Source organism: Bradyrhizobium sp. SUTN9-2, from assembly GCF_003122645.1.
GTDB classification, from domain to species: domain Bacteria; phylum Pseudomonadota; class Alphaproteobacteria; order Rhizobiales; family Xanthobacteraceae; genus Bradyrhizobium; species Bradyrhizobium yuanmingense.
Map to the genome: position 1 here is coordinate 5,148,134 of NZ_LAXE01000001.1, position 18,500 is coordinate 5,166,633.

The window sequence follows — 18,500 nt, forward strand, 5'->3', positions numbered from 1 at the left end:
CGCCCCCATTGGTTCCGAGATTGGACCCACGTCCGCTAAGAATTGGCAAAATCGCACCGGGCACAGCGGCGCAGGGCTAACGAAAGGTATATCTCCCGTGCCGAATTGAGATATTCGAAGCGCCGGCGATCGGCCTGCCAATCCGTGCTATCAGCACATCTGAAACCCGCGACTCGCGCTCCCCATGGCCAAATCCACACTGTCCTTCGTCTGCCAGAACTGCGGCGCGGCCTATAACCGCTGGCAGGGCAAGTGCGAGTCCTGCGGCGAGTGGAATACGCTCGCGGAAGAAGACACCAGCGGCAGCGTGCCGGTGTCGATCCGCTCCAAGCGCAAGGGAAGGACCTTCGCGCTGGAGAGTCTCGCCGGCAGGAGCCCGGATGCGCCGCGCCTGTCCTCGGGGATGACCGAGCTCGACCGCGTCACCGGCGGCGGCTTCGTGCGCGGCTCGGTGCTGCTGGTCGGCGGCGATCCGGGTATCGGCAAGTCGACGCTGCTGACGCAAGCGACCAGCCTGCTCGCGCGCGCTGGCCACCGCGTCGTCTACATCTCCGGCGAAGAGGCGGTCGCCCAGGTGCGCCTGCGCGCCGAGCGGCTCGGGCTGTCGGACGCGCCGGTGCAGCTCGCGGCCGAGACCTCGGTCGAGGACATCGTCTCGACGCTGTCGGAGGGCGCGGTGCCCCGGCTGATCGTGATCGACTCGATCCAGACCATGTGGACCGACACGGTGGAATCGGCGCCTGGCACGGTGACGCAGGTGCGCGCCTCGGCGCAGGCGCTGATCCGCTTCGCCAAAAAGACCGGGGCCGCCATCATCCTGGTCGGCCACGTCACCAAGGACGGCCAGATCGCCGGCCCCCGCGTGGTCGAGCACATGGTCGATGCGGTGATGTCGTTCGAGGGCGAAGGCTCGCAGCAATTCCGCATCCTGCGCGCGGTGAAGAACCGCTTCGGGCCGACCGACGAGATCGGCGTGTTCGAGATGACGGGCCTCGGCCTGCGCGAGGTCACCAACCCCTCCGAGCTGTTCCTGTCCGAGCGCGACCTCGGCACGCCCGGCACCGCGGTCTTTGCCGGCATCGAGGGCACGAGGCCCGTGCTGGTCGAATTGCAGGCACTGGTGGCCCCGACCTCGCTCGGCACCCCGCGCCGGGCCGTAGTCGGCTGGGATCCGAGCCGGCTCTCAATGGTGCTGGCGGTGCTGGAGGCCCATTGCGGGGTCAAGCTGTCCGGCCACGACGTCTATCTGAACGTTGCCGGCGGCCTTCGCATCCACGAGCCCGCGGCCGACCTCGCCGCCGCCGCGGCCCTGGTGTCGTCGCTGGTTAATGCGCAGTTACCCACCGATGCCGTCTATTTCGGCGAAATCTCGCTGTCGGGCGTGGTGCGCCCGGTGGCGCAGACCCCGGCCCGGCTCAAGGAAGCGGCAAAGCTCGGCTTCCAGCGCGCCGTGCTGCCCGAATCGGCACGGGGCGATGCGGGCGGCGATGCCGGACTGTCCCTGAACGCGGTGAACAGCCTGACGACATTGGTGGCCGAGATCGCAGCGCGGGGCTCCCGCCGGGGCGAATCCGGTGCACAGCCAGAGAAAAATGCCACACCGGCCAGATTCCGCCGCGGAGAGGGTTAGGTGGAGGTGACGCCGGAGGCCTCCGCCGCTATACAGCCGTCACAAAAGCAGCATGGGATTGCGTGGTTGCGGCCTTGCCGGGAACGCCGTCTGCCCTTCTTTTAGGGCAGCGGCCAAGCACCGATTCGCTAGAGCACCTTTGAAGTACGAGCGGACCAGACCAGCCGATGCCAGTAACCATTCTCGACCTGATCCTGCTCGGTGTGATGCTGATCTCGGGCCTGCTCGCGATGGTTCGCGGCTTCATGCGCGAAATCCTGTCGATCGCGGCCTGGGGTGCCGCGGCGATCGTGACGCTGTATTCGTTCTCGAAGCTGCTGCCGACCGCCAAGACCTATTTCAACAACGACACGGTGGCGAGCGTCGTCGTCGTGGCCGGCGTGTTCATCGGCACCCTGGTCGTGGTCTCCGTCATCACGGTCCGGATCTCCGACATGATCCTGGATTCGCGGATCGGCGCGCTGGATCGGACCCTCGGCTTCCTGTTTGGGCTGGCTCGCGGGCTTTTGATCGTCGTGGTCGCGTTCCTGTTCTTCACCTGGCTGGTGCCGGACAAGCAGCGCCCCGACTGGGTCAGCGGGGCCAAGTCCCGCGTCGTGCTGCAGGGAACCGGCGATTGGCTGATGGCCCTCTTGCCTGACGACCCCGAGAACACCATCTTGAAGAGATTCAAGAAAAACAAACCAGATGATGATCAAGCTGAATCCGAGCAGCAGCCTTCGGGCAGTGGCGACGGGTACAGTAAGTCGGCTCGTGACGGCATGAAAAAGCTGATCGAGAAACCTGCGGCGCGTTGATAGGGCCCCAAAAGAGAGGCGAGAACGAGATGCGACACCCTGACCAGGACGCCCTGCTTGATCTCGATCCAAACGCCGGTCCAGGCCCGGCGGCGCTTGAGCTTCAGGACGATCTGGAAGGCGATACGCTGCGCGAGGAATGCGGCGTCTTCGGCATCTACGGCCACCCTGATGCGGCCGCCATCACCGCGCTCGGCCTTCACGCGCTCCAGCACCGCGGCCAGGAGGCCGCCGGCATCGTCTCCTACGACGGCAGCCGCTTCCACTCCGAACGCCGCCTCGGCCTCGTCGGCGACACCTTCTCCCGCCGCGAGGTGATCGACCGCCTGCCCGGCAATGTCGCGGTCGGCCATGTCCGCTACGCCACGACCGGCGCGACCATCCTGCGCAACGTGCAGCCGCTGTTCGCCGAGCTCAATGCCGGCGGTCTCGCGGTCGCTCACAACGGCAACCTCTCCAACGGCCTGACGTTGCGCCGCGAGCTCGTCAAGAACGGCGCGATGATGCAATCGACCTCCGACACCGAGGTGATCCTGCACCTGGTGGCGCGCTCCAAGCGCGTCCGCTTCATCGAGCGCTACATCGACGCGCTGCGCGAGATCGAGGGCGCCTATGCGCTGGTCTCGCTGACCAACAAGAAGCTGGTCGGCGCCCGCGATCCGCGCGGCATCCGCCCGCTGGTGCTCGGCGAGCTCGACGGCTGCCCGATCCTGACCTCGGAGACTTGCGCTCTCGACATCATCGGCGCCCGCTTCGTGCGCGACATCGAGCCCGGCGAAGTCATCGTGTTCGACGAGAACGGCCAGGACATCCACAAGCCGTTCCCGCCGATGGCGCCGCGCCCCTGCATCTTCGAATACATCTACTTCTCGCGGCCGGATTCCATCGTGCACGGCCGCTCGGTCTACGAGGTGCGCAAGAATTTCGGCGCGCAGCTGGCGCGCGAGAGCCACGTTCCGGTCGACGTCGTGGTGCCGGTGCCGGATTCCGGCGTGCCGGCCGCGGTCGGCTACAGCCAGCATTCCGGCGTGCCGTTCGAGCTCGGCATCATCCGTAACCATTATGTCGGCCGCACCTTCATCCAGCCGACGCAGGCGATCCGCGAATCCGGCGTGCGCATGAAGCATTCGGCCAACCGCGCCGCGATCGAAGGCAAGCGCATCATCCTGATCGACGACTCGCTGGTGCGCGGCACCACCTCGAAGAAGATCGTGCGCATGATGCGCGATGCCGGTGCCAAGGAGGTGCATTTCCGCCTCGCTTCGCCACCGATCCTTTACCCTGACTATTACGGCATCGACTTGCCCGATCGCGGCGGCCTGCTGGCTGCGACGCATTCGCTGGAGGAGATGCGCGAGCTCATCGGCGCCGACTCGCTCGCCTTCCTGTCGATCGACGGCATGTACCGCGCCATGGGCGAGCCGGGCCGCGACCCCGCCAATCCGAAGTTTGCGGATCACTGCTTCACCGGTGTCTATCCGACCCACCTCACCGACCAGACCCAGACCGAGCCGCAGCCGCGGCAATTGTCGCTGCTGGCGGAGGCGAGCTGACCAAGGATCGTCCCCGGGGGCTCATCGGAGACTTCTTTTCGTCATGGCCGGGCTTGTCCCGGCCATCTTCGTCTGTAATACCCGCCGCAAAGAACGTGGATGCCCGGGACGAGCCCGGGCATGACGGAAGTATTCGACGATGACCAAACCTCTCGCCAACCGTATCGCTCTCGTCACCGGCGCCTCGCGCGGCATCGGCTTTGCCACCGCAATCGCATTGGCCAAAGCCGGCGCGCATATCGTGGCCACCGCGCGTACGCAAGGAGGGCTCGAGGAGCTCGACGACGAGATCCGGAAAGAGGGTGGCAGTGCCACCCTGGTGCCGCTCAACCTCACCGATTCCGACGGCATCGCGCGTCTCGGCGCCGGCCTGCACGAGCGCTACGGCAAGCTCGACATCCTCGTCGGCAATGCCGGCGTGCTCGGCCCCTCCTCGCCGATCGGCCATATCGAGCTGAAGACCTTCAACGACGTGATGGCGGTGAACGTCTCCGCGAACTTCCAGCTGATCCGCTGCATGGAACCGCTGCTGAAGCAGTCCGATGCCGGCCGCGCCGTGTTCATCACCTCGGGTGCCGCCAACAAGGCCACCGCTTACGTCAGCCCCTACGCGGCCTCCAAGGCCGCACTGGAGACGCTGGCACGTGCCTGGGCGCAGGAAACCGCAAACACGAAGCTGCGCGTCAACCTGTTCAATCCGGGCCCGGTGCGCACCCGCATGCGGGCCACCCTGATGCCCGGCGAGGATCCGGCGATGCTCGACACGCCCGAGCAGGTCGCAGAATTCATCGTGCCGCTGTGCGCGCCCGACTGGACCGAGACCGGCAAATTCTACGATTACAAGACCCGCACCCTGATGAGCTTCCGCGCGCCGGCCTGATTGCCCTCCGACGCCTTGGACGTCATGCCGGCGGTAATGTCCGTACCGCCGAGTTCGATACCGGAAAGCACATTTAGAATTTCAAGCCGACATCGAACGCGCTGAAATAGCGTCTCAACGCATTTTGCCCAAAAGTTAACCGATGGATGACGCTACGACGCAGCGTCATCCGGCTTTAGGTGCATTGCCGTCGGCCATGGGACACGGTAGAGCGTCAATTGGAATAAGGCTCCCGAAGAGAGCCGTCCGCATATGTGACAATGGAGGAAGCCTTTATGACGATGCCCGCACGCCGCGCCGCGGCTCTTCTGGCCTGTGCCGCTTTCGGCTTTGCCACATCCGCCTTCGCGCAAGACAAGACCATCAAGATCGGCGTGCTCAACGACATGTCGAGCCTCTATGCCGACATCGGCGGCCCGAACTCGGTGGCGGCAGTGAAGATGGCGGTCGAGGATTCCGGCCTGAAGGCCAAGGGCTGGACCATCGAGGTGCTCTCCGGCGATCACCAGAACAAGCCCGACATCGGCGTCAACATCGCCCGGCAATGGATCGACGCCGACAAGGTCGACGCCATCGCCGACACGCCGAGCTCCGGCGTCGCGCTCGCGGTGAGCAATCTCGTCAAGGAAAAGAATGCGGTGCTGCTCAATTCGGGTGCGGCCACCGCCGACCTCACCGGCAAGGCCTGCACGCCCAACACCGTGTCCTTCACCTACGACACCTACATGCTCGCCAACGGCACCGGCAAGGCGCTGACCAAGGCGGGCGGCGACAGCTGGTTCTTCCTCACCGCGGATTATGCCTTCGGCCATGCGCTGGAGCGTGATACCGGCGCGGTCGTCACGGCGACCGGCGGCAAGGTGCTCGGCGGCGTCAAGCATCCGCTGAACACGGCCGACTTCTCCTCCTTCCTGCTGCAAGCGCAGTCCTCCAAGGCCAAGATCATCGGCCTTGCCAATGCGGGCGGCGACACCACCAACGCGATCAAGCAGGCCGCCGAGTTCGGCATCGTCCAGGGCGGCCAGAAGCTCGCCGCGCTGCTGCTGTTCATCAACGACGTGCACTCGCTCGGCCTGAAGACCGCGCAGGGCCTGACCTTCACCGAGTCGTTCTACTGGGACCTCAACGACCAGACCCGCGAATGGTCGAAGCGTTTCCAGAAGGTCTCGCCCAAGGGCTCGATGCCCTCGATGACGGTTGCGGGCCTCTACGCCGAGATCCTGCATTACCTGAAGGCGATGGAAGCGCTCGGCAGCAATCCGCGTGACGGCGCCAAGGTCGTCGCCAAGATGAAGGAGCTACCGACCGACGATCCGCTGTTCGGCAAGGGCCCGCTGCGCCAGGACGGACGCCGCCTCATCCCCGCCTATCTGTTCGAGGTGAAGAAGCCCGAGGAGTCGAAGGGGCCGTGGGACTATTACAAGCTGGTCGCCACCATCGCGCCGGAAGATGCGGCCAAGCCGCTCAAGGACAGCGACTGCCCGCTGGTGAAGAAGTAGGATCGTAGGGTGGGTTAGCATGCGGCTGCGCAAAGCGCAGTCCGCTGGCGTAACCCACCTCTTCCGCCTCCGCGGAAATGAAAGAGGTGGGTTACGCCTCGCGGTTTGCGCTTCGCGCGAACCGCGAGGCTAACCCACCCTACGAGACTGTCCTGGTCGCACCCAGCGACCGCACCGCGATCGCCACGCACACCACCATCAGCACCGCGGCGAGCAGGAACGGGGCGCCGGGCAGATGCAGCGGCGCGCTGGCGCCGATGAAATAGGAAAATGTCAGCGTGAACAGGAACGGGCCGACGAGCTGCGACACGCTCTGCACGCTCGCGGTTGCGCCCTGCAGCTGGCCCTGCTGATCCGGCGTGACGAGCCGCGTCATCAGCGCTTGCGAGGCGGCACCAGAGATGCCCCACAGCGCCAGAATGGGAATCCCGAGCCAGGATAGCGGTCCGGTCGGCGCAGCGCCGAGGACCACGAATCCAATCGCGCCACAGCAGAGGCCGAGCAGGAGCGCGTTGCGCTCGCCGAGCGCATGCACGATGGGGCCGATCGCAAAGCCCTGCACCACCATGGCGCAGATGCCGACCATGGCGAGCGTCAAGCCCACCGTCTTGGCATCCCAGCCGTAGCGATAGGTCGCGTAGAGCACGAAGGTCGAGGGCAGCACGACATGGGCGACCTGCGCGATGAAGTTGACGATCGACAACGCGGCAAGCAGCGCGTCGGAGCGCAGCAGATGCAGCGCTCCGAGCGGACTGGCGCTGCGCCAGCGCAGCGGCGCGCGCTTGTCGGGCGCAAGCGACTCCGGCAGCACGAACAGGCCATAGAGCGCGTTGGCGAAGCTCAGGGCCGCCGCGGCCCAGAACGGCAGGCGCGGATCGATATCGCCGAGCAGGCCGCCGAGCGCTGGCCCCAAGATGAAGCCGGCGCCGAAGGCCGCGCCGATCCGGCCGAAGACCGCCGCACGCCGTTCCGGCGGCGTGATGTCGGCGATATAGGCGAAGGCGGTCGAGATGCTCGCCGAGGTGATGCCGGAGATCACGCGGCCGATGAACAGCCACACAAGCGACGGCGCCAGCGCCATCAAGACGTAATCGGCTGCGAGCCCGAAATTCGACAGCAGCACCACCGGCCGGCGTCCGAAACGATCGGACAGCGCACCAAGCACCGGCGAGAACACGAACTGCATCAAGGCCCAGGCGGTGCCGAACAGGCCGAAGATGCGCGCGGCATGTGCGGTGTCGTTGTCGACGAAGCTTTCAATCAGCTTCGGCAGGACCGGCATGATCACGCCGAGCGCGACCATGTCGAGCAGGATGGTGACGAAGATGAAGGCGACCGCGCCGCGCGGGGCCGGCGCTGCGTCCTGCACCACCGCCTCGCCGGCACCGTCGCTCACGATGGCCGCTTGCGCTTGTGCGCGAAGGGATTGGCCTTCTCGCGCAGTGTGATGCGCACCGGCGTGCCCGGCAGCTCGAAGGTCTCGCGCATGGAATTGGTGAGATAGCGCAAGTAGGATTGCGGCACGGCGTCCGCGCGCGAGCAGAACAGCACGAAGCTCGGCGGCCGGGCCTTGGTCTGCGTGATGTAGTTCAGCTTCAGCCTGCGGCCGGAGACCGCCGGCGGCGGGTTGGCCTGGATCGCCTGCTCGAACCAGCGATTGAGCGCCGAGGTCGGCACGCGCCTGTTCCAGATCGCATAGGCGTCCTGGATCGCCTGCATCAGGCGATCGATGCCCTCGCCCATCAAGCCCGAGACGGCGACGATGGGCACGCCCTTGACCTGCGGCAGCCAATGATCGGCATCGCGGCGCAGGCCGGAGATCGCGCCGCCGCCCTTGGTCTCCATCAGATCCCATTTGTTGACGGCGAGCACGACCGCCCGTCCCTCGCGCTCGATCAGGTCGGCAATGCGCAGGTCCTGCTCCTCGAAGCGGTTCTGCGAATCCATCATCAGCACGACGACCTCGGCAAAGCGCACCGCGCGCAGTGCGTCCGCAACCGACAGCTTTTCCAGCTTCTCCTCGATGCGCGAGCGCCGGCGCAGGCCCGCGGTGTCGAAGACGCGGAAATCGCGGCCCTTCCAGTTGATCTCGACTGCGATGGAATCGCGCGTGGTGCCGGCCTCCGGGCTGGTCAGCAGGCGCTCCTCGCCGAGCAGATGGTTGATCAGCGTCGACTTGCCGGCATTGGGCCGGCCGACGATCGCGACCCGAATCGGGCGCGTGGCCGCCTCTTCCTCGGAGATCGGCGCGTCGTCCTCATCGTCGTCTTCCTCGACGGGTTCGGGCATCAGCTTGGCCAGCGCATCGTAGAGCTCGCCCATGCCCTCGCCGTGCTCGGCCGAGATCTGGATGGGATCGCCGAGGCCGAGCGCGAATGCTTCCATTGCGCCGGCATCGCCGTGCTTGCCCTCGCTCTTGTTGGCGACCAGCAGCACCGGCTTGTCGGCCTTGCGGGCGAAATCGGCGAAGGCGCGATCGGTCGGCGTCAGGCCGATGCGGGCGTCGACCACGAAGAACAGCGCGTCGGCCTGCGCGATCGCGGTCTCGGTCTGCTCCTGCATGCGCGCGGTCAGCGAGCCCTTGGCGCCCTCGTCGAGGCCGGCGGTATCGATGATGGTGAAGCGGAGATCACCGAGTCTGGCCTCGCCTTCGCGGCGGTCGCGGGTGACGCCCGGCAGGTCATCGACCAGCGCGAGCTTCTGCCCAACTAGGCGGTTGAACAGCGTCGACTTGCCGACATTGGGCCGGCCGATGATGGCGATCGTGAAGGACATCGGTCATTCGTGCGCTGCCGAGGCTGCGCCTGTCAATGCAACGGGAAATATTGTTTGAGCATGATCTTTTCGGAAAACCGCTTCACACTTTGCGCTCGGCCCTCCGGGTCCGGATCATGCTCTAGCGCGAGAAGCTGCCGCTCGGCAGCGGTGCCGGGAAGGCGCTCTGCGATTGCTGCTGCGGGGGCTTGGCCGGCTGCGCCTGCTGGGTCGGCTGCTCCGGCGGCGGCGCGGTGGTGCGCCTGCGGACGATCTTGTGCTTGGGCGGCGGAGCGGACGTCGCTGGTGCTGCCTCCGGCTGGGCCTCGCCGTCGACCTCGCCGACGGGTGCTTCGGCCGGCGCGGCGGACTGCTTGGTATTCTTTGCCTTGGCCCCCTTTGCCGGCTTGGCCGGCTCCGGCTCCGCAGGCAGGGCCGCGACGGCAGGTGCGTTCGGGTCGGGCTGCTGCTGCTGTGCGCCTTTGTAGAGATCCCTCGGCACGCCCTGCTCGAGCCCCGGCACCCCCTCGGGGAAGACCGGCTTGCGGTCGCCCGGCAGCTTCTTCTTGGTGTCGAGGAAGTCGAGCAGATCGCTCGGATCGAAGCTTGAGCAGCCGCCCAGGGCGCCGGTGAAGGCGATCAGGACGGCGGCTGCGATCAAGCGTGGCGTGCGGCGCATCTTGGTGTCTCGTTACGTCAGAGAACCGTCGTCAGCTTTTGGCGACGGGTGGCAACAAAGCCTGGAGCGCCTCGGCGCGAGAGCGCAGGCCGGGCGGCGTTTCGCCGTCTCCGTCAATCGCCTCGAGCCATTTGCGGGCTGCAGTCATGTCGTTGTTACGCCAGGCCGACAGCGCCAGCATCTCGCGGGCGGTGTGGCGGAAGGTCGATTTCGGCGCGGCGGAAGCTTCCAGCCGCTGCTGGATGTCGGCATAGCCGGCGCTGTCGAGCAGGAGCCCCGCGGCGCGGATCTTGGCCAGATCCTGCCACTCGCCGCCAATGCTGCGGTCCGCGGCGATGTCGTCATACATCTTCGCGGCCGCCTTGGGATCGCGGCTCGCGGCCTCGGCCGCAGCACGCAGCCGCGCCAGGGTGCGATAGCCGGACGGCGCCTTGGCGGCGAGCTCGGTGAAGGCTTTCTCGGCGTCCTCGTGCTTGCCCTGCTCGGACAGCTCGGCGGCCTTCTCGAAAGCGGCGCCGGCCGCGGCGGCCTTCTGGGCCTCCAGATACCTATAACCCTGCCAGCCACCAGCGCCGGCGACGATCAGCACCATCAGCGCGATGAAGTAGATCGAATACTTGTCCCACAGCTTCTTGAACTGTTCGCGACGTACTTCCTCGTTGACTTCGTCAAATAATTCAGACACTTATGCCAATCCCATGCCCGTCCGGGTGCGCGCGCCAAAGCGTTCGCGTCAGGAATCCCGTCCCCGTGTGGCGGCGAGGTAGCCTAACGATATGGCGGTGGCAAGGCAAAGCGAGCCCGATCAAGGCGTTAACCACCCGGGACATCCCCGGATGCCCCTGCCCGGCTCAAGCTCCCAGCAGCTCCCGCAGCTGTCGCTTCAGTACCTTGCCGTTGGCGTTGCGCGGCAGGGGGTCTGTCGTGATCGCCATGGTTTCGGGAACCTTGTAGTCGGACAGGCGCTCGGCGCACCAGGCGCGCAGGTCCGTATCGGTCACCGGCTGTCGCGTCACCACCACGGCGTGGACGCGCTCGCCCAGCACCGGGCAAGCCCTGGCAATGATCGCGCTCTCGACCACGGCGGGATGGCCGGCCAGCACGGATTCGACCTCGGCCGAATAGATCTTCAGGCCGCCGCGATTGATCATGTCCTTCTGCCGGTCGAACACGCGAACGAAGCCTTCCGCATCGACCGAGCCGAGATCGCCTGAATGCCAGAATCCGCCCGTGAAGCTTTCGACGGTGGCCTTCGGGTTATTCCAGTAGCCCCTGATGACGGAGGCGCTCTGGATCCAGAGCTCGCCGATCTCGCCGGGAGGCAGCTCGCGCCCGTCCGGGCCCATCACAGCGATACGCGCGCCGGGACACGGCAGACCGACGCTGTCGATATGGCGCTCGGTCAGCTCGCCCGGCATGATGGTCGAGGGCGAGGTCGTCTCGGTCGCGCCGTAGCAGTTCATCAGCTTCAGGCCCGGAATCTTCGCCTTGAGCTTCTCGATGGTGGCGACCGGCATCGGCGCGCCGCCGAAACCGCCGATGCGCCAGCTCGAGAGATCATAGCCGTCGAAATCGGGCTGGAGCAGGCAGAGATTGTACATCGCCGGCACCATCACCGTGTAGGTGACGCGCTCGCGCGAGGCGAGCTTGAGGTAATCGGCGGCCTTGAACTCGGGCATGATGATCAGCGTCCCGCCGCAGCGGATCATGGTCGTAATGTTGGCGACTACGCCGGTGACATGGCCGAGCGGCACAGCTGCGATCGAGCGATCGACCTCCGTCAATTGCAGGCAGGACACGAACACCATGGAGGAATGGACGATGTTGCAATGGGCCAGCATCGCGCCCTTCGGCTTGCCCGTGGTGCCGGAGGTGTAGAGGATCATCGCGGTGTCCTCTTCGCTCACCTCGATCGGTGCCGATGCCGGAGCGTTTTCGGCGAGCGAAGAGAAGCTCGACCGCGCGGCATCGTCATCAATGGCAATGCGATGGATCACATCGGGCACGTCCTTTGCGTCGGGCAGTCGCTCGGCGAGCGAGGCCTCGTGGATCAGGATCTTCGCGCCGCAATCGGCGAGCACATAAGCGATCTCCGGCTTCTGCTGGCGCGTGCTGAGCAGCACGGTCACCAGCCCCTCATGCGCGGCGGCAAACAGCAGCAGCGGAAATTCGATGCGGTTGCCGAGCAGAATGGCGACGCGATCGCCACGCTGCAATCCGAGCTTACGCAATCCCGCAGCGATCCGCGCGGCCTGCTCCGCTGCCTGCCGCCAGCTCAGACGGACATTGCCGCAGATCAAGGCTTCGCCATCGGCATTGCGGCCGCGCGCCTCCGCGATCATCGCCCAGAGGCTCGACGGCCGATCGCAAAATGCCGGCACCACCCGCTCGCCAAAGCGCGCTTCGAGCCGCATCGGCGGGATCTGAGATTGCGACCAGTCCATCGGGATGCCCTCGGCTTGTTGCTCTCGTTATCTTCCCCGCACGGTCAGGCGAGCCCCGTCTTGCGCCGATCGGCTAGACCCCGATCACGGGCACGCCTATCACCACCGGATGGAACGCGAACGCGAGGGCCAGATAGGCGACCACGCCGACCGCGACCGCGATCAGATCGTTGGTGGGGCCGCCGACCGGAATCGGCGGGGCGCCGGCGTCGGTGCGAGCTTTGAGCGAGATGCGGTCATAGACCGCCCAGGCGAGGAACGAGCCGAACAGGACGATGGAGCCGAGATCGCCATTGGCGAGCAGATGCGCTGCCGCCCACAGCTTGATGCCGGCCAGCATCGGATGCTTCAGCGTCGCATAGACGCGGCCACGCATGTAGGACGCCACCACGAGGATGACTGCAGGCAGCATCAAGGCCAGCGCGATGTGCTTCATCGCCTTCGGCGGATACCAGACGTCGATCCAGCCGGAACTGCGGTAATGGGCATAGCCCCAGATGATCAGCACCAGCCCCGCCAGCGAGACCAGCGAATAGATGATTTTGTAGGTCCCCTCGCCCAGCCTCGCGATCGCCTGCGCGCGCGCCTTCCGTCTGGTTGTGAAAATATGGGATGCAAAAAACAGCACCAGCCCCAGGATCATGACCAGCAGACCCACGACATCCTCCCCGCAAAGCAGCCCCCGCCACTGAGGTATCATCGATCGGCCGATGCTCGCAACTCGCGCGCTATTTGCCGAGCTCCCGATTGTCGACATAACGGATCGCGATGGGCCGCCCGGCCAACGCCCCGCCGAGCCCGCTGGTCAATTTCAGCGGCAGACAGGCCTTCAGCGATGCATTGATGGCATTCAGATAGGTCGTCCGGGTGTCCGCCGGCACGCCCGCAGTCGCGTATGTGAGGCGCGGCGGGCCGATCAGGCCGCCGGTCTTGTTGAAGCTGAAGCGCACCGACATCTGCATGCCTGCGCGCGCATGGTCCGATGGCGGCGACCAGCAGCTGCGCAGCGCGGCGAAGAGGTCGCCGATCGTGTCGAGATCGTGATCGGGCTTCCGGTATTTGGCGCGGTCGGCCTCGGCAGGCACGCTCTCGATCGTGAGCTGGAGGTTCTGGCCGTAAGGGTAGTCGATCTCGGGAATACAGGGGCCGGGCTCGAGCGGGCTGCAATAGGATGGCGTGCAGGGCTCGCCGTCGAGCACGCTGCAAGGCTCGTGCGCGAACGGAATCGGATTGATCTGGCGTCGCTGCGCGTCGGCGGCGATCGAGGTCATTGCCAGCAAGGCAAGAACAAGAATGCAGCGCCACATGTACCGGGACCGCAATGGCATTTGCAACAGGTGGCGACGGCTATGAAAGCTTCAAGGCTGGCCGCGATGGTTCGCTTCACTCGACAATCTGATCCGCTTGCGCCACCAGCGTGGGCGGTAAATTCAGCCCCAACGCATTGGCTGTCTTGAGATTGAGCAGGAACTGGAATTCATTCGGTTGTTGGACTGGCAAGTCTGCGGGACGGGTTCCTCTCAAGACGCGGTCGACATAATCCGCCGAGCGACCGACGAGCTGCGTAATCGAGACTCCGTAAGACATCAGCCCGCCGTCCGTGACGAAGGACGGGAACGGATACATCGCCGGCAGACGATGCGCGGCCGCCAAGTTCAGAATCAATTGCCGATGAACGAGTGGAAATGCGTCGGGAAAGATCAGCAGCCCGCCGTCTGGCTGCTCTGCAAAGCGGGAGATCGCCTGTTCGAGCTCGGCGGCGTTGTGCGCCGGCGCCGGAACGAGCTGGAGCTGGACTGCCGGAATGGCCGCCTGCACGGATGGCATCAAGATCATGGGCGCCGTTCGCGGATTGAAGATTGCGGCAACCCTCCGTATCGCGGGTGCCGCCTGCTTGAGCAATTGCAGCCACTTGCCCGCCATTTCAGGCTCGAAGGTCGTGAACCCCGTGATATTTCCGCCCGGCTTGCCCAGACTTTGGACGAAACCGGCACCCACGGGATCGGCAACGACCGTGAAGATGATCGGCAAGGTCGGCGCGCGTCGCCTCAGGGCTTCCACAGAGGGAGTGCCGATTGCCAGAAGCACATCCGGCCCCCACTTCACGAGCTCAGCCGCTTGAGCATCGGCGACATTCGGATCGCCGGCCCACCAGCGATACTCGATATGGATGTTGCGCCCCTGTTCCCAACCGAGTTCACCCAGACGCTGTCTCAGTTTCTGGTAGCCGGCCTGGCTCTCCGGATCGCTCGCCCTACCTCCCGCCAACACACCGATCCGCCGCACATTCCCCTGCGCGGATGTGCTCAGCGGATAGGCCGCCGCGCCTGCAGCGAGCATGATGAATTCGCGCCGCCTCATGACCGTCGACCTCGCTATGCGTTGCCGTCCTGCATCACGGAGAACGTCTGGGAAACATTACCCCTTTTTCTTGACGTCCTTGACGTTGCTAAACTCGATACCCTCGGCACGCTCCTTGGTGTAGCCGAGGTAGAACTCGTTCCGGGCGAGATAGACGGGATCGCCGTCGACGTCGTCGGCAATGCTCGAATTATTGGCGGCGATGAAGCTGTCGAGCTTCTTGCGGTCCTCCGAGGAGACCCAGCGCGCCAGCTGGAACTCGCTGACCTCGAACTCGACCGGTAGCGAATATTCCGCCTCGAGCCGGGCCTTGAGCACATCGAGCTGCAGCGCGCCGACCACGCCGACCAGCGCCGGGGCGCCGTCGCGGGGGCGGAACACCTGCACCACGCCCTCTTCCGACATCTGCTGCAGCGCTTCCTTCAGCTTCTTCGCCTTCATCGCGTCGGTGAGACGGACACGGCGGACGATTTCCGGCGCGAAGCTCGGCACGCCGACGAAGTTGAAATCCTCGCCCTCGGTCAGCGTATCGCCGATGCGCAGCGTGCCGTGGTTGGGAATGCCGACGACGTCGCCGGCGAAGGCTTCGTCCGCGACCGAGCGGTCCTGCGCGAAGAAGAATTGCGGGCTCGACAGCGGCATGCTCTTGCCGGTGCGCACGAGCTTGGCTTTCATGCCGCGGCTGAGCTTGCCCGAACACAGGCGCGCAAACGCGATGCGGTCGCGGTGGTTGGGATCCATGTTGGCCTGGATCTTGAACACGAAGGCGCTCATGCGCGGATCGGTGGCCTCGACCTTGCGCTGGTCGCTGTCCTGTGCGCGCGGCTCGGGCGCGAACTTGCCGAGACCCTCCAGGAGGTCGCCGACGCCGAAATTGCGCAGCGCGCTGCCGAAATAGACCGGCGTCAGATGTCCCTCGCGGAACGCGTCCAGCTCGAACGGCTTCGACGCCTCGGTGACGAGCTCGAGCTCGTCCTTCACGGCGGAGACGTCGAGATTGGCGTTGAGCTTGGCGAGCTCTTCGATCTCGATCTCGAGCGCCGCGCCGGTCTTGGCGCCGCCGCCTTCGAGCAGGCGCACGCCGCCATTGACGACGTCATAGGTGCCGAGGAAGTCGCGGCCGCGGCCGACCGGCCAGGTCATCGGCGTGGTGTCGAGCGCCAGCGTCTTCTCGATCTCGTCGAGCAGCTCGAACACGTCGCGGCTCTCGCGGTCCATCTTGTTGATGAAGGTGATGATCGGGATGTCGCGCAGACGGCACACCTCGAACAGCTTTCGGGTGCGCGCCTCGATACCCTTGGCCGCGTCGATCACCATCACGGCGGAATCGACCGCCGTCAGCGTGCGATAGGTATCTTCCGAAAAGTCCTCGTGGCCCGGCGTGTCCAGCAGGTTGAAGACGAGGCCTTCGAACTCGAAGGTCATCACCGAGGTCACCACCGAGATGCCGCGCTCGCGCTCGATCTTCATCCAGTCCGAACGCGTGTTGCGCCGCTCGCCTTTGGCCTTGACCTGGCCGGCGAGGTTGATAGCGCCGCCGAACAGCAGCAGCTTTTCGGTCAGCGTGGTCTTGCCGGCGTCGGGATGGGAGATGATCGCAAAGGTCCGCCGCCTCGCCACCTCGGCGGCAAGCGGGGAACGGGCCGGCGATTCGGCTGTGGTGGCGGCGATGTCGGACATGGCGGGAGCGTGTGGCAGGGAAAACGGGCCTGATCAAGCCTCATTTGGTGATTGCGAAGGTTTCCGGCCAGCCCCATATCCCCCTTTTGGGAGGACGACCTCCCTGCCCATCAGCACACCAGCCGCGGGGACGACCCTGCCTTGAATGGAGGGTCGTCATGGCCTGGAGCATCCTGTTCGTCGCCGGTCTCCTCGAGATCACCTGGGCCATCGGCCTGAAATACACCGAGGGCTTTAGCAAGCTTGTCCCGTCCGCGGTCACGCTCGCGGCCATGGCCGGCAGCGTCATCCTGCTCGGATTTGCGCTCAAATCCCTGCCCGTCGGAACCGCCTATGCGGTCTGGACCGGCATCGGCGCGGTCGGCACCGCGACGCTCGGCATGGTTCTGTTCGGCGAGCCGGCGACGGCCTTCCGCCTCGCCAGCATCGGCCTGATCGTCGCCGGCATCATCGGACTGAAGCTCGTCACTTGACGAGCTGGACCACCCACCAGGTCAGCGCGGCCACGATGCCTGAGGCCGGGATCGTGATCACCCAGGCATAGACGATGGAGCTTGCGACGTTCCAACGCACGGCCGAGACGCGGCGGGCGGCGCCGACGCCGACGATGGCGCCGGTGATGGTGTGGGTGGTCGAGACAGGAACCCCGAGGTAGGTCGCCATGAACAGGGTCACCGCGCCCCCGGTCTCGGCGCAAAAGCCCTGCATCGGGGTCAATTTCGTGATGCGCAGGCCCATGGTGCGGACGATGCGCCAGCCGCCCATCAGCGTGCCCAGCGCCATCGCCGCCTGGCACGACAGCACCACCCAGAACGGCACCGAGAACTCGCTGCCGAGATGGCCCTGCGAATAGAGCAACACCGCGATGATGCCCATGGTCTTCTGCGCGTCGTTGCCGCCATGGCCGAGCGAATAGAGCGAAGCGGAGACGAATTGCAGGATGCGGAAGGCGCGGTCGACCGCGAACGGCGTCGAGCGCACCGAGGCCCAGGACACGATCGCAACCAGCGCCATTGCGAGCAGGAAGCCAACCAGCGGCGACAGCACGATGGCCAGCACGGTCTTGGACAGGCCGCTCCACACCGCAGCCGAAATACCGGCCTTGGCCAAGCCGCCGCCGACTAGCCCGCCGATCAGCGCGTGCGACGACGACGATGGAATGCCGAGCGCCCAGGTCACGAGGTTCCAGACGATGGCGCCGACGAGGGCTGCGAAGATCACCTGGGCGTCGACGACCGCGGGATCGATGATGCCTGTGCCGATGGTCTGGGCGACGTGCAGCCCGAACACCAGGAACGCGATGAAATTGAAGAACGCGGCCCAAAACACCGCGAATTGCGGCCGCAGCACTCGGGTCGAGACGATGGTCGCGATCGAATTGGCGGCGTCGTGCAGGCCGTTCAGGAAGTCGAACAGCAGAGCGACGGCGATCAAGCCGACCAGGACGGGAAAAGCCAACGCAGCATCCACGGCGGCCCTGCCCTACACTTGCTCGATGACGATGCTGTTGATCTCGTTGGCGACGTCGTCGAAGCGGTCGGCGACCTTCTCGAGATGGTCGTAAATCTCGACGCCTACGATGAAGTCCATCGCATTGCCGTCGCGATGCTTGAGGAACAGCTCCTTCAGGCCGATGTCGTGGAGATCGTCGACACGGCCCTCGAGCTTGCCGAGCTCCTCGGTGATCGCGGTCAGCATGGCGACGTTCTTGCCGATCTCCTGCATCAGCGGCAGCGCACGGCCGACCAGATTGGCGCATTCGATCAAGAGTCCGCCGATCTCGCGCATCGGCGGCTCGAAACTGCGCACCTCGAACAGCATCACGGCCTTGGCCGTCTGCTGCATCTGGTCGATGGCATCGTCCAGCGACGTGATCAGGTTCTTGATGTCGCCGCGGTCGAACGGGGTGATGAAGGTGCGGCGCACCGCCGTCAGCACCTCGCGGGTGATATTGTCGGCGTCGTTCTCGAACTGGTTGACGCGCTGGCAATAGACCGGCGTCTCCTCGCCCCCGTTGAGCATGCCCTGGAGCGCGACCGCGCCCTGGATCACGGTCTGGGCATGGCGGTCGAACAGGTCGAAGAACCGCTCTTCCCTGGGCAGGAACGCACGAAACCATCGCATCATGGGGACAAACTACCGGTTGGAAAATGGTCAGGCCCGCAAGGGCTGTCACAAAACTGTCATAGACCATTTTCGATCCGCGCGCGTGTCGCCTCACGC

At 65.5% G+C, this 18,500-nt stretch carries 17 protein-coding genes; 6 read left to right on the forward strand and 11 right to left on the reverse strand.

Translation table 11 applies throughout. The features are described 5' to 3' along the window. The first annotated feature begins 184 nt into the window (after positions 1-184). The 5 genes from radA to XF30_RS23950 all read left to right on the forward strand — a co-directional run bounded on the left by radA (position 185) and on the right by XF30_RS23950 (position 6,359). Entirely contained in the window at positions 185-1,630 is a 1,446-nt protein-coding gene (gene radA, locus XF30_RS23930) for a DNA repair protein RadA (RefSeq protein WP_109144017.1), read from the forward strand. Positions 1,631-1,797: 167 nt separating this feature from the next. Further along, the gene (locus XF30_RS23935) at positions 1,798-2,427 is read left to right on the forward strand and encodes a CvpA family protein (protein ID WP_036000794.1); all 630 of its coding nucleotides are present in this window, start codon (positions 1,798-1,800) and stop codon (positions 2,425-2,427) included. A 29-nt stretch (positions 2,428-2,456) separates the two neighbouring features. Further along, on the forward strand, positions 2,457-3,980 hold the full coding sequence (purF, locus tag XF30_RS23940; RefSeq protein WP_109144018.1) for an amidophosphoribosyltransferase: 1,524 nt from the start codon (positions 2,457-2,459) through the stop codon (positions 3,978-3,980). A gap of 139 nt (positions 3,981-4,119) precedes the next feature. Beyond that, positions 4,120-4,860 (forward strand): SDR family NAD(P)-dependent oxidoreductase, encoded by a 741-nt coding sequence (locus XF30_RS23945; protein ID WP_109144019.1) that lies wholly within the window; start codon positions 4,120-4,122, stop codon positions 4,858-4,860. A 275-nt stretch (positions 4,861-5,135) separates the two neighbouring features. Continuing rightward, on the forward strand, positions 5,136-6,359 hold the full coding sequence (locus XF30_RS23950; RefSeq protein WP_036000868.1) for an ABC transporter substrate-binding protein: 1,224 nt from the start codon (positions 5,136-5,138) through the stop codon (positions 6,357-6,359). 139 nt (positions 6,360-6,498) lie between these two features. Here XF30_RS23950 and XF30_RS23955 read toward each other — a convergent pair whose 3' ends face one another. The 9 genes from XF30_RS23955 to XF30_RS23995 all read right to left on the reverse strand — a co-directional run bounded on the left by XF30_RS23955 (position 6,499) and on the right by XF30_RS23995 (position 16,277). Then, complete coding sequence (locus XF30_RS23955; protein WP_109144020.1) at positions 6,499-7,755, reverse strand: TCR/Tet family MFS transporter; 1,257 nt, start codon at positions 7,753-7,755, stop codon at positions 6,499-6,501. Beyond that, complete coding sequence (gene der, locus XF30_RS23960; RefSeq protein WP_109144021.1) at positions 7,752-9,134, reverse strand: ribosome biogenesis GTPase Der; 1,383 nt, start codon at positions 9,132-9,134, stop codon at positions 7,752-7,754. The genes XF30_RS23955 and der overlap by 4 nt, the downstream gene beginning before the upstream one ends. A gap of 121 nt (positions 9,135-9,255) precedes the next feature. After that, complete coding sequence (locus XF30_RS23965; protein ID WP_109144022.1) at positions 9,256-9,792, reverse strand: hypothetical protein; 537 nt, start codon at positions 9,790-9,792, stop codon at positions 9,256-9,258. Positions 9,793-9,823: 31 nt separating this feature from the next. Next, positions 9,824-10,477, reverse strand: a complete 654-nt coding sequence (locus tag XF30_RS23970) for a tetratricopeptide repeat protein (protein WP_036022675.1) — start codon at positions 10,475-10,477, stop codon at positions 9,824-9,826. A gap of 166 nt (positions 10,478-10,643) precedes the next feature. Beyond that, complete coding sequence (locus XF30_RS23975; protein ID WP_109144023.1) at positions 10,644-12,236, reverse strand: class I adenylate-forming enzyme family protein; 1,593 nt, start codon at positions 12,234-12,236, stop codon at positions 10,644-10,646. A 73-nt stretch (positions 12,237-12,309) separates the two neighbouring features. Beyond that, entirely contained in the window at positions 12,310-12,894 is a 585-nt protein-coding gene (locus XF30_RS23980) for an NnrU family protein (RefSeq protein ID WP_109144024.1), read from the reverse strand. Between the two features lie 70 nt (positions 12,895-12,964). After that, the gene (locus XF30_RS23985; protein ID WP_036022667.1) at positions 12,965-13,543 is read right to left on the reverse strand and encodes a UCP034077 family protein; all 579 of its coding nucleotides are present in this window, start codon (positions 13,541-13,543) and stop codon (positions 12,965-12,967) included. A 76-nt stretch (positions 13,544-13,619) separates the two neighbouring features. Further along, on the reverse strand, positions 13,620-14,597 hold the full coding sequence (locus XF30_RS23990) for an ABC transporter substrate-binding protein (RefSeq protein ID WP_109144025.1): 978 nt from the start codon (positions 14,595-14,597) through the stop codon (positions 13,620-13,622). 57 nt (positions 14,598-14,654) lie between these two features. Further along, positions 14,655-16,277, reverse strand: a complete 1,623-nt coding sequence (locus XF30_RS23995; protein ID WP_036034125.1) for a peptide chain release factor 3 — start codon at positions 16,275-16,277, stop codon at positions 14,655-14,657. Positions 16,278-16,435: 158 nt separating this feature from the next. Between XF30_RS23995 and sugE the strand changes: the two genes are divergently transcribed. Then, positions 16,436-16,750, forward strand: coding sequence for a quaternary ammonium compound efflux SMR transporter SugE (sugE, locus tag XF30_RS24000; protein ID WP_036022660.1), 315 nt, complete (start codon positions 16,436-16,438; stop codon positions 16,748-16,750). Here the strand turns inward: sugE and XF30_RS24005 are convergent. Continuing rightward, complete coding sequence (locus XF30_RS24005; protein WP_036022657.1) at positions 16,743-17,747, reverse strand: inorganic phosphate transporter; 1,005 nt, start codon at positions 17,745-17,747, stop codon at positions 16,743-16,745. The genes sugE and XF30_RS24005 overlap by 8 nt on opposite strands. Positions 17,748-17,759: 12 nt before the next feature. Beyond that, the gene (locus XF30_RS24010; RefSeq protein WP_036000836.1) at positions 17,760-18,404 is read right to left on the reverse strand and encodes a DUF47 domain-containing protein; all 645 of its coding nucleotides are present in this window, start codon (positions 18,402-18,404) and stop codon (positions 17,760-17,762) included. Positions 18,405-18,500 lie beyond the last annotated feature (96 nt).

Bases quoted from the DNA above. Each gene is read 5' to 3' on its own strand.
- XF30_RS23950 (WP_036000868.1), top strand. From the start codon at position 5,136: ATGACGATGCCCGCACGCCGCGCCGCGGCTCTTCTGGCCTGTGCCGCT.
- XF30_RS23975 (WP_109144023.1), bottom strand. From the start codon at position 12,236: ATGGACTGGTCGCAATCTCAGATCCCGCCGATGCGGCTCGAAGCGCGC.
- XF30_RS23995 (WP_036034125.1), bottom strand. From the start codon at position 16,277: ATGTCCGACATCGCCGCCACCACAGCCGAATCGCCGGCCCGTTCCCCG.
- XF30_RS23965 (WP_109144022.1), bottom strand. From the start codon at position 9,792: ATGCGCCGCACGCCACGCTTGATCGCAGCCGCCGTCCTGATCGCCTTC.
- XF30_RS24010 (WP_036000836.1), bottom strand. From the start codon at position 18,404: ATGATGCGATGGTTTCGTGCGTTCCTGCCCAGGGAAGAGCGGTTCTTC.
- XF30_RS23945 (WP_109144019.1), top strand. From the start codon at position 4,120: ATGACCAAACCTCTCGCCAACCGTATCGCTCTCGTCACCGGCGCCTCG.
- XF30_RS23985 (WP_036022667.1), bottom strand. From the start codon at position 13,543: ATGTGGCGCTGCATTCTTGTTCTTGCCTTGCTGGCAATGACCTCGATC.
- sugE (WP_036022660.1), top strand. From the start codon at position 16,436: ATGGCCTGGAGCATCCTGTTCGTCGCCGGTCTCCTCGAGATCACCTGG.
- purF (WP_109144018.1), top strand. From the start codon at position 2,457: ATGCGACACCCTGACCAGGACGCCCTGCTTGATCTCGATCCAAACGCC.
- XF30_RS23990 (WP_109144025.1), bottom strand. From the start codon at position 14,597: ATGAGGCGGCGCGAATTCATCATGCTCGCTGCAGGCGCGGCGGCCTAT.
- der (WP_109144021.1), bottom strand. From the start codon at position 9,134: ATGTCCTTCACGATCGCCATCATCGGCCGGCCCAATGTCGGCAAGTCG.
- radA (WP_109144017.1), top strand. From the start codon at position 185: ATGGCCAAATCCACACTGTCCTTCGTCTGCCAGAACTGCGGCGCGGCC.
- XF30_RS23935 (WP_036000794.1), top strand. From the start codon at position 1,798: ATGCCAGTAACCATTCTCGACCTGATCCTGCTCGGTGTGATGCTGATC.